Raw genomic sequence first — 9,507 nt, 5'->3', positions numbered from 1 at the left:
CGCGACGATCCCGTCGCCTGATCAGGAGGTCTCACCATGGCCGGACACAACAACGGAATCATCGATCCCCCCATCGACAACCTGCTGGATCGCGTCGACTCGAAGTACGAGCTCGTGATCTACGCATCGAAGCGCGCTCGTCAGATCAACGACTACTACTCCGACCTGCACGAGGGCAACCTCTTCGACAACGTCGGTCCGCTCGTCGACTCGTCGGTCGAGGACAAGCCGCTCACGATCGCACTGCACGAGATCAACGAGGACAAGCTCCGCCTTCGTCACGCAGAGTGATATTCGTGGACCGCGCGCCCGCTCTGTCGGAGGCGCGGTCCAGAATGGGTTCATCAGCCCTTCCCCCGCCCGAGTCTGTTCTGGAGCCCCGATGAGCGCCCTGCGTCTGTTCACGTCCGAGTCCGTCACCGAAGGGCACCCGGACAAGATCTGCGACCAGATCTCAGACAGCATCCTCGACGGCCTCCTCGCGAAAGATCCGGAATCCCGGGTCGCCGTCGAGACTCTCGTCACGACCGGGCTCGTGCACGTCGCCGGTGAGATCCGTACCGAAGCGTACGTCGACATCCCCACGATCGTCCGCCAGGTCGTCAACGGCATCGGTTACACCTCCAGCGACACCGGCTTCGACGGGGATTCGTGCGGCGTCAGCGTTTCCGTGGGGGAGCAGTCGACCGACATCGCCCACGGCGTCGACAACGCCCAGGAGCACCGCGACGGATCATCCGTCGATCCTCTCGACGGCCTCGGCGCCGGCGACCAGGGCATCATGTTCGGTTTCGCGACGAACGAGACGCCTCAGCTCATGCCGATGGCCGCCTGGACGGCGCATCGCATCGCGGAGCGCCTGACCGAGGTGCGCCGTAGCGGCCTGCTCCCGTTCCTGCGCCCCGACGGCAAGACCCAGGTCACACTCGGATACGAGGGCTTCACGCCCAAGACGGTCGACGCGGTCGTCGTATCGACGCAGCACAACCCGGAGATCTCGCAGGAAGAGCTCCAGGCACTCGTGCGCGAGCACGTCATCGACCCGGTGCTCGCCTCGACGGGGCTGCAGCGCGACGACGTCACCTATTACATCAATCCCGCCGGCCCGTTCGTCACCGGGGGACCGAAGGGCGATGCCGGGCTCACGGGCCGCAAGATCATCATCGACACCTATGGGGGAGCCGCTCGCCACGGTGGTGGCGCATTCAGTGGCAAGGACCCGTCGAAGGTCGACCGCTCCGGTGCCTACGCGACCCGGTGGGTGGCGAAGAACGCCGTCGCCGCGGGTCTCGCCGATCGCCTCGAGGTGCAGGTCGCGTACGCGATCGGGGTCGCTCGTCCGGTCGGGCTCTACGTCGAGACCTTCGGGACCGGCAAGGTCTCCGACGAAGCGATCACACGTGCCATCGACGAGGTGTTCGACCTGCGCCCGCAGGCCATCATCGAAGAGCTCGACCTGCTGCGGCCGATCTATGCGCAGACAGCCGCATACGGTCATTTCGGCCGTGAGCTGCCCGAGTTCACCTGGGAGCGCACCGATCGCATCGAGCAGCTCCGCCGCGCTGCCGGGCTCTGAGCGGGCCTCGGTTCCCGTGACCGGAGAGAGCCGGCGCATCGCGCGGGTGCTCCTCGACTCGCCGCTGCCGCAGCTGGATCGCATCTTCGACTACGCACTTCCGGCGTCCTTCGGCGAGGTACCGATCGGCGTGCGCGTGCGCGTGCCCCTGCGCACGGCAGGGCGGGTGATCGACGGCTACGTCGTGGGCATCGACACCGAAGACGACGCCGACCGTCCGCTGTCCGAGGTCGACAGCGTCGTCTCGCCCGTGCCCGTGCTGCCGGAGCGACTGCACCGGTTGGCGCGGAGCGCAGCCGACCGCGCTGCGGGCTCGGAGTCCGACGTGCTGCGACTCGTGATCCCGAAGCGACAGGTCCGCGTCGAGAAGGCTTGGACGGCGGATGCTGCGGCGGTGGTGCCGAGCGATGAATCACTCGCTCATGCCGAGTCCGTCGTGGCCCGCTACGACGGACTCGATGCCGTTCTCGACGAGCACGGACGAGCGGCGCTCGAAGCGATCCCGGGGATTCATGACGGTGCCCCCGCTTGGTCGACTCTCCTCGCGGCCGTCGCTGTGCGCACGCTTGCCGCGGGGCAGTCCTCGATCCTGGTCGTGCCCGATCATCGCGACCTCGACGGGCTCCTCACCGCGCTCGGCGAGGTCATCGCGCCGGAGGCGGTCGTGCGTTACGACTCCCGCCAGACGAATCCCGACCGCTACCGCGCTTTCCTGCGCACGCTCGAAGACGCCCCCTGCATCGTCGTGGGCAACCGCTCGGCGGTGTACGCCCCCGTCCGAGCCGGCCTCGTCGTGATCTGGGACGACGGGGATCCGCTCCTGGGCGAGCCGCTCGCGCCCTACATCAACGCGAGAGACGCCGCGCTTCTGCGACAGGGAGACGAAGAGTCCGCTCTCCTGTTCGCCGGGCACACCCGCACGACGGATGTCGAGCGTCTGGTGTCGATCGGCTGGTTGCGCGATGTGCGCGCGGTGCGCCGTGTGCTGCCCCGCGTGATCCTCAGCACGCCGCACGAGATGGAACAGCCGACCGCGCAACGGATGCCCTCATCGGCGTTCCTGGCGGCGCGGAACGCCGCAGCGGAGGGTCCGGTGCTGGTCCAGGTCTCGCGCCCCGGGTTCTCTCCGTCGCTCGTCTGCGCCGATTGTCGTGCTCCGGCACGCTGCGCGCACTGCGGCGGGCCCCTCGGCGCCCGCCATCGCGGTGCGGTGCCGGTCTGCGGATGGTGCGGCCGGGGTGCTCGCGCCTGGGCGTGCGCCACCTGCTCGTCGACGAAACTGCGACTGGCGTCGTCGGGGAGCGAGCGTACGGCCGATGAGCTGGGGCGTGCGTTCCCGGGCGTCCGGGTGATCGTCGCCGACGGTGCCCACCCGGTCGAGCGCGTCGATGCGAAGCCCGCTCTCGTCGTCGCAACCCGCGGGGCCGAGCCCCAGGCCGAGGGCGGCTACCGCGCCGTGGTGCTGCTCGACGGTCCTCGCATGCTGCAGTCGCCCGACCTCCGCATCGGAGAATCCTGTCTCCGCTGGTGGTCGAACGCTGCGGCTCTCGCGGCCCCTGGTGCCCCGGTGCACCTCGTCGGCGTCGATGGGGGCACGGCGCGGGCGCTGGCGACCTGGAACCACAGCGGCTACGCCCGCTCGGAACTCGAGAGCCGGGCACCACTGCACATGCCGCCGACGACCCGCGTCGCACTCGTCGAGGGATCGGCGGCTGCGGTGTCCCGTGCCCTCGTGTCGCTCACCGAACTCGCCCTGCCGTCCGATGCCGTGCTCGGCCCCGTGCCCATCGAATCCGATGATGTCCCCCCGCGGGTGCGCGCCCTCGTGCGCTTCGACTACAGCGTGGGAAGCCGCGTCGCGGGCGCTCTGCGCGCGGCCGTCGTCGCCGAGGCGGTGAGCAGCCGGCGCGGGAGAGGCAAGAACCCTCGCAGCACACTCACCGTCCGTCTCGATATCCTCGATCCTGAACTCTGATCCTTCCGGAGAACCTTCATGCGCCTCGTCTTCGCCGGCACGCCTTCCGCCGCCGTTCCCACTCTTCGCCGTCTCGCCGCTGTCCACGACATCGCTGCGGTCGTCACGCGCCCCGACGCGCCGTTGGGGCGGAAGCGGGTGCTGACGCCGTCTCCGGTCGCGCAGGCGGCATCCGATCTGGGCATCCCCGTCATCAAAGCGGCGCGTCTGGACGATGAGGCGACAGCGCAGATCCTGGCACTCGAGCCAGACCTCGGCGTAATCGTCGCCTACGGCGGGCTCGTGCGCGAACCGCTTCTCTCCGGGCCGCGCGAGGGGTGGATCAACCTGCACTTCTCGCTCCTTCCCCACTGGCGCGGGGCGGCGCCCGTGCAGCGGGCGCTCATCGCCGGTGACACCGAACTGGGAGCCAGTGTCTTCCAGCTGGTGGCCGAGCTCGATGCGGGCGATGTCTTCGATTCGCGCACTGTGCCGGTACCCGAAACGGCGACGGCCGATGTCGCCCTCGAGATCCTCGCGGTCGACGGGGCCGCGCTCACCGCAGATGTCGTGGCGACCATCGCCCACGGTTCCGCGACGCCGTCGCCCCAGCAGGGCGAGCCGACATTCGCTCCCAAGCTCTCACTCCTCGACGGTGCGCTCGACTGGTCGCAGCCGGTGCACGCCGTCTTCGCCCGGTTCCGCGGCGTCACGCCGGAACCGGGGGCGCACACGACGATCGAGGGGCAACGTCTGAAGATTCTCGAGGCGGCGCCCGCACGGGAGGAAGAACCTCTCGACCCCGGCGTGATCGTCGCGACGAAGACGACCGTGCTCATCGGCACCGGCTCCGCTCCTCTGGCGGTCACGCGGGTGCAACCCGCAGGCAAGGCGGCGATGAATGCCACCGACTGGTGGCGCGGACAGCGCGGGAGCGAAGGGATACGTGCAGGATCATGAACGACGACCGGAAACGACGTCAGGGTCGCCCTGCACACGCTCGCCCGCGTGCCGACGCGAGCGAGCGTTCCGCTCGGGGGAGCGCTCAACGCGGACCCGCGCGCACCGTTCAACCCGCCCGCCGTGTCGCATACAGCGTGCTGCGCGCGGTGACGGAAGACGATGCCTACGCCAACCTCGCCCTGCCATCGGCCATCGGGGAGGCGGGGTTGAATCCGCAGGATGCCGGGCTCGCCACCGAACTGACGTATGGCACGCTCCGCCGGAGGGGCACATACGACGCCATCATCTCGGCAGCGGCAGACCGCCCCGCGGACGAGATCGATCCGGCAGTGCTCGATGCGCTGCGCCTGGCGGTGCATCAGCTTCTCGCCACCCGGGTCGCGTCGCACGCCGCCGTCAACGAGTCCGTCAATCTGGTCGCGATGGAGGTCAGCCGCGGGGCCTCCAGCTTCACCAACGCCGTCCTCCGTCGTGTCGCACGCGAGACTCCCGGTGAATGGCAGGAGCGCATCGAGCGGGATGCCCGCTCCGACGACGAGCGTCTCGCCCTCCGCACCGCGCACCCGGTCTGGGTCATCCGCGCTTTCCGACGCGCGCTGGCCGCCGAGGGCCGGGCCGAGGAACTCGAGGATCTGCTCGAGGCCGACAACGCCTCACCCGAGGTGACGCTCGTCGCCCTTCCCGGACTCGCCGAGCCCGAGGAGCCACGTCGCCCCTATGCGCGGACCGCGTTCGGATCGCCCGGCGGTGACCCGCATCGGATCATCACGGCCTCCGGCGGCACGATCCGCGTTCAGGACGAGGGGTCGCAGCTGGTGGCGCTCGCGCTGGCCGGTGCGGCGCCGATCCGGGCGGGGGAGCGGTGGCTCGACCTGTGCGCGGGCCCCGGGGGCAAGGCTGCTCTTCTCGGTGCGATCGCCCGTCAGCACGACGTGGAGCTCGAGGCGAACGAGATCGTGCCGACGCGTGCCCGGCTCGTCCGCTCGGCGCTCCGTGCGGTTCCGGGCGAGATCACGGTGCACGAGCAGGACGGACGTTCGTTCGGCGGGTCGCACCCGGGGGAGTTCGACCGCATCCTGGTCGATGCTCCCTGCACCGGGCTCGGTGCGCTGCGTCGTCGTCCTGAGGCCCGCTGGCGGAAGACGCCGGCCGATGTGGCCGAACTGGTCCCGCTCCAGGTCGAACTGCTGTCGTCTGCCGTGGATGCCCTGGCTCCCGGCGGAATCGTCGCCTACGTCACCTGCTCGCCGCATCTCGCCGAGACCACGGGTGTCGTGCAGGAGGTGCTGCGCACTCGCGGCGATGTGAGCGAACTGGATGCGCGGGCCGTCGTGTCCGAGATTTCGCGCGCCCCGATCGACCTGGCCTCCGACGGGCGGACCGCGACCGGATCGGTGCAGCTGTGGCCGCATCGCCACGGCACCGACGCCATGTTCCTCGCGCTCCTCCAGCGCACCCCGAAGGGAGAATGAGCCATGGACCTGCCCGCCGCTCCGCGCATCAACCCCAGCATCCTCGCGGCCGACTTCGTGAACATGCAGGCCGATCTGGCCCGCATCGCGACGGCCGACTTCGCGCACGTCGACGTGATGGACAACCATTTCGTCCCCAACCTCACCTTCGGACCCCAGATGGTCGAGCGGATCCAGGCCACCAGTCCCATCCCGCTCGATGTTCACCTGATGATCACCGACCCCGATCGGTGGGCGCCCGAATACGCGGATATCGGCGCGGCCAGCGTCACCTTCCATCTCGAAGCCGCTGCCGACCCGATCGCACTCGCCCGCCGTCTGCGCGACATCGGGGCGCGAGCCGGCGTCGCGATCAAGCCGGGCACGCCGGCGGACAGCCTGTACGAGATCCTGGACGAGTTCGATCAGATCCTCGTGATGACGGTCGAACCGGGTTTCGGTGGGCAGGGGTTCATGCCCGAGACGATGCCGAAGTTGCGCGCGTTGGCCGACGAGGCCCGACGACGGGGCTCGGATGTCTGGCTGCAGGTCGACGGCGGCATCTCCGACAGCACGATCGAGTTCGCGGCGGCAGCCGGTGCCGATACCTTCGTGGCGGGGTCCGCGGTCTACGGCGCCGATGACGTCGAGGCGGCCGTCACCCGGCTCAGACGGCTCGCCAGAGCCGCTAGCCTGGAATCGTGAAGACTTTCGAGGAGCTGTTCGCCGAGCTCAGCGTCAAGGCAGAGACCCGCCCCGAAGGTTCGGGGACCGTTGCGGAGCTCGACGGCGGCGTGCACACGATCGGCAAGAAGATCGTGGAAGAGGCCGCCGAGGTCTGGATGGCGTCCGAGTATGAGTCCGACGAGGCTGCTGCCGAGGAGATCTCGCAGCTGCTCTACCACGTCCAGGTGATGATGCTCGCGAAGGGCCTCACCCTGCAGGACGTGTATCGACATCTGTGATGCGCTCCGCCCATCCCGATTCGATCTGAAAGCCAGACATGCTGCGCATTGCCGTTCCCAATAAGGGCTCGCTCGCCGAGACCGCTGCCGAGATGCTCGCCGAGGCGGGCTACGCCGGCCGGCGTGACCCCAAGACACTCCACGTGATCGACGCCGACAACGACGTCGAGTTCTTCTTCCTCCGTCCGCGTGACATCGCCACCTACGTCGCCTCCGGCGCTCTGGACGTCGGCATCACGGGCCGAGACCTGCTGCTCGACGTCCAGCAGCCCGCTCGTGAGATCGAGCAGTTGGGCTTCGGTGGGTCGACCTTCCGATTCGCAGGCCCTCCCGGCGCCTTCTCGTCGCTCGAAGACCTCGACGGTGTGCGCGTGGCATCGGCCTATCCGAGTCTCGTCGACGCCTTCCTCCGCGAGCACGGAGTCACTGCAGAACTCGTGCAGCTCGATGGAGCGGTGGAGTCCGCCGTGCGACTCGGCGTGGCGGATGCCGTGGCCGATGTGGTCTCGACGGGCACGACGCTCCGTCAAGCCGGTCTGGAGATCTTCGGGCCCGTGATCCTCGAGTCCGAGGCCGTGCTCATCAGCCGTCCGGGTGACGCCGAGGGCACGGACACGCTGCTCCGCCGCCTGCGCGGTGTGATGGTGGCGCGCCGATTCGTGCTCCTCGACTACGACCTCCCTGCGGAGCTCGTCGATCGTGCCGTGGCGCTCGCGCCCGGACGCGAGTCGCCGACCATCTCGCCGCTCCGTGATCCCGCCTGGGTCGCGGTGCGCGTGATGATCCCGCGCCGGGGCGTCAATCAGCTGATGGACGAGCTCTACGCGCTCGGTGCCCGCGCGCTCCTCGTCACCGCCATCCACGCCGCGAGACTCTGATGGCCCTCGCGAGCCGAGTCATCCCGTGCCTCGATGTCGCCGATGGCCGCGTCGTCAAGGGCGTGAATTTCGAGAACCTCCGCGACATGGGCGATCCCGTCGAACTGGCCAGGCACTACGCGGCGCAGGGCGCCGACGAGATCACGTTCCTCGATGTGACCGCCACGGTCGACGCGCGTGCCACGACCTACGACGTCGTGCAGCGCACGGCTGAGCAGGTGTTCGTGCCGTTGACGGTCGGGGGAGGAGTGCGCAGCGTCGACGACGTCGCGCGGCTGCTCGGGGTCGGCGCCGACAAGGTCGGCGTCAATTCCGCCGCCATCGCCCGCCCCGACCTGATCGGCGAGATCGCCGACCGTTTCGGTGCGCAGGTCCTCGTGCTCTCCCTCGATGTGAAGCGCGCCGACACGTCGAGGTCCGGTTTCGTGGTCACCACCCACGGCGGGCGCACGCAGACCACGCTCGACGCGCTCGAGTGGGCGCGTGAGGCGGCGGAGCGCGGGGCCGGTGAGTTGCTGGTCAACTCCATCGACGCCGACGGCACCCGCGACGGGTTCGATCTCGAGCTCGTGCGCCTGATGCGCGAGGTCGCCACTGTCCCGATCATCGCGTCCGGCGGCGCCGGCAGCGTCGACCACTTCGCGCCGGCCATTCATGCGGGTGCGGATGCCGTGCTCGCGGCGAGTGTGTTCCACACCGGCGCGCTGACCGTCGGCGACGTGAAGGATGCGCTGCGCGCAGAAGGAGTACTGGTCCGATGACCGATCTGGAATCCCGTCTCGGACAGGTCGCCTGGAACGGCGACGGCCTGGCCCCGGTGATCGTGCAGCAGTGGAACTCTCACGAGGTGCTGATGCTCGCGTGGGTCGACGAGGAGGCGCTCCGACGCACGCTCAAGTCCGGACGCGCGACGTACTGGTCGCGTTCGCGGCAGGAGTATTGGCGCAAGGGCGACACGTCCGGCCACATCCAGGTCGTCCACGAGGCACGGCTGGACTGCGATGGCGATGCGATCCTGCTGATGGTCGACCAGACCGGACCCGCCTGCCACACGGGCACGCGAACGTGCTTCGACACGACCGACCTCGAGGCCACCGCAGGGAGCGAAGCCGTATGAGCCTCGCGCGGCGCGGGCGCTCGCTCACCCTGTCCGGATTCGTGATCGCCGGTGCGATCGGCATCGTGTCCTCGACCCAGACCTGGCTGACGGTCGAACGCGCCGACGCCGGCGCCGAGATCCTCGTTCCCGGCGCCTCCGCTCTCGTCCTGCTCGCTCCGTTGAGCCTGGCCGTGCTCGCGCTGGGAGCAGCCCTGTCGATCGCCGGGCCGATTCTCCGGCTGGTCTTTGCGATCCTCGCAGCGGCAGCAGCGCTGTTCCTCGGCTGGTCGACGCTGCAGCTGCTGGTGACGGTACCTCTGGCCGCGGTGGGTCCCACCGTGACAGAGGCCACCGGGCTCGCCGGAATCGGAGCGGTGTCGGACGTCGTCGCCTCCGTCACTCCGTCGTTCTGGCCGGTGCTCGCTCTCGTGGGGTGGGTCATTCTGCTCGCCGCCGCCGTGTTCGCGCTCTTCACCTGGCGCCGATGGAAGACCGGTGGGCGCCGTTACCGCACGGGGGCCGACGCACCCGTGCACACCGAGGGTCCGGTGGACGCGATCGATTCCTGGGACGACCTGTCCCGCGGAACCGATCCGACCCGATGACCCCGATAGACTGAAT

General features: G+C 69.4%; 11 protein-coding genes. All 11 read left to right on the top strand.

Translation table 11 applies throughout. The features are described 5' to 3' along the window. The first annotated feature begins 36 nt into the window (after nt 1-36). On the top strand, nt 37-291 hold the full coding sequence (gene rpoZ, locus ACIOSY_RS10835; RefSeq protein ID WP_400853033.1) for a DNA-directed RNA polymerase subunit omega: 255 nt from the start codon (nt 37-39) through the stop codon (nt 289-291). A 91-nt stretch (nt 292-382) separates the two neighbouring features. After that, complete coding sequence (gene metK, locus ACIOSY_RS10830) at nt 383-1,576, top strand: methionine adenosyltransferase (RefSeq protein ID WP_400853031.1); 1,194 nt, start codon at nt 383-385, stop codon at nt 1,574-1,576. Between the two features lie 16 nt (nt 1,577-1,592). Continuing rightward, nucleotides 1,593-3,551 carry a primosomal protein N' gene (locus ACIOSY_RS10825; RefSeq protein WP_400853029.1) on the top strand — a complete coding sequence of 653 codons (1,959 nt, stop codon included), beginning with the start codon at nt 1,593-1,595 and terminating at the stop codon, nt 3,549-3,551. Between the two features lie 18 nt (nt 3,552-3,569). After that, entirely contained in the window at nt 3,570-4,490 is a 921-nt protein-coding gene (fmt, locus tag ACIOSY_RS10820) for a methionyl-tRNA formyltransferase (RefSeq protein WP_400853027.1), read from the top strand. Continuing rightward, entirely contained in the window at nt 4,487-5,965 is a 1,479-nt protein-coding gene (locus ACIOSY_RS10815; RefSeq protein ID WP_400853025.1) for an RsmB/NOP family class I SAM-dependent RNA methyltransferase, read from the top strand. Before fmt ends, ACIOSY_RS10815 begins: the two co-directional genes overlap by 4 nt. A 3-nt stretch (nt 5,966-5,968) precedes the next feature. Beyond that, on the top strand, nt 5,969-6,649 hold the full coding sequence (gene rpe, locus ACIOSY_RS10810; protein WP_400853023.1) for a ribulose-phosphate 3-epimerase: 681 nt from the start codon (nt 5,969-5,971) through the stop codon (nt 6,647-6,649). After that, nucleotides 6,646-6,909 carry a phosphoribosyl-ATP diphosphatase gene (locus ACIOSY_RS10805; RefSeq protein ID WP_400853021.1) on the top strand — a complete coding sequence of 88 codons (264 nt, stop codon included), beginning with the start codon at nt 6,646-6,648 and terminating at the stop codon, nt 6,907-6,909. The genes rpe and ACIOSY_RS10805 overlap by 4 nt, the downstream gene beginning before the upstream one ends. A gap of 38 nt (nt 6,910-6,947) precedes the next feature. Beyond that, complete coding sequence (hisG, locus tag ACIOSY_RS10800; protein WP_400853019.1) at nt 6,948-7,787, top strand: ATP phosphoribosyltransferase; 840 nt, start codon at nt 6,948-6,950, stop codon at nt 7,785-7,787. After that, the gene (gene hisF / locus ACIOSY_RS10795; RefSeq protein WP_400853017.1) at nt 7,787-8,548 is read left to right on the top strand and encodes an imidazole glycerol phosphate synthase subunit HisF; all 762 of its coding nucleotides are present in this window, start codon (nt 7,787-7,789) and stop codon (nt 8,546-8,548) included. The genes hisG and hisF overlap by 1 nt, the downstream gene beginning before the upstream one ends. Then, on the top strand, nt 8,545-8,904 hold the full coding sequence (gene hisI / locus ACIOSY_RS10790) for a phosphoribosyl-AMP cyclohydrolase (protein ID WP_400853015.1): 360 nt from the start codon (nt 8,545-8,547) through the stop codon (nt 8,902-8,904). The genes hisF and hisI overlap by 4 nt, the downstream gene beginning before the upstream one ends. Beyond that, nucleotides 8,901-9,491, top strand: coding sequence for a Trp biosynthesis-associated membrane protein (locus ACIOSY_RS10785; RefSeq protein WP_400853013.1), 591 nt, complete (start codon nt 8,901-8,903; stop codon nt 9,489-9,491). The genes hisI and ACIOSY_RS10785 overlap by 4 nt, the downstream gene beginning before the upstream one ends. Nucleotides 9,492-9,507 lie beyond the last annotated feature (16 nt).

It is taken from the genome of Microbacterium sp. NPDC087665 (assembly GCF_044743285.1).
GTDB lineage: Bacteria > Actinomycetota > Actinomycetes > Actinomycetales > Microbacteriaceae > Microbacterium.
Note: the sequence above shows the minus strand (reverse complement) of the source record. Positions and strands in the feature narration are given on the sequence as shown.

What these genes read in the sequence shown, in the direction of transcription:
- hisG (WP_400853019.1), top strand. Translation starts at nt 6,948, where the DNA reads ATGCTGCGCATTGCCGTTCCCAATAAGGGCTCGCTCGCCGAGACCGCT.
- hisI (WP_400853015.1), top strand. Translation starts at nt 8,545, where the DNA reads ATGACCGATCTGGAATCCCGTCTCGGACAGGTCGCCTGGAACGGCGAC.
- hisF (WP_400853017.1), top strand. Translation starts at nt 7,787, where the DNA reads ATGGCCCTCGCGAGCCGAGTCATCCCGTGCCTCGATGTCGCCGATGGC.
- fmt (WP_400853027.1), top strand. Translation starts at nt 3,570, where the DNA reads ATGCGCCTCGTCTTCGCCGGCACGCCTTCCGCCGCCGTTCCCACTCTT.
- metK (WP_400853031.1), top strand. Translation starts at nt 383, where the DNA reads ATGAGCGCCCTGCGTCTGTTCACGTCCGAGTCCGTCACCGAAGGGCAC.
- rpoZ (WP_400853033.1), top strand. Translation starts at nt 37, where the DNA reads ATGGCCGGACACAACAACGGAATCATCGATCCCCCCATCGACAACCTG.
- rpe (WP_400853023.1), top strand. Translation starts at nt 5,969, where the DNA reads ATGGACCTGCCCGCCGCTCCGCGCATCAACCCCAGCATCCTCGCGGCC.
- ACIOSY_RS10815 (WP_400853025.1), top strand. Translation starts at nt 4,487, where the DNA reads ATGAACGACGACCGGAAACGACGTCAGGGTCGCCCTGCACACGCTCGC.
- ACIOSY_RS10785 (WP_400853013.1), top strand. Translation starts at nt 8,901, where the DNA reads ATGAGCCTCGCGCGGCGCGGGCGCTCGCTCACCCTGTCCGGATTCGTG.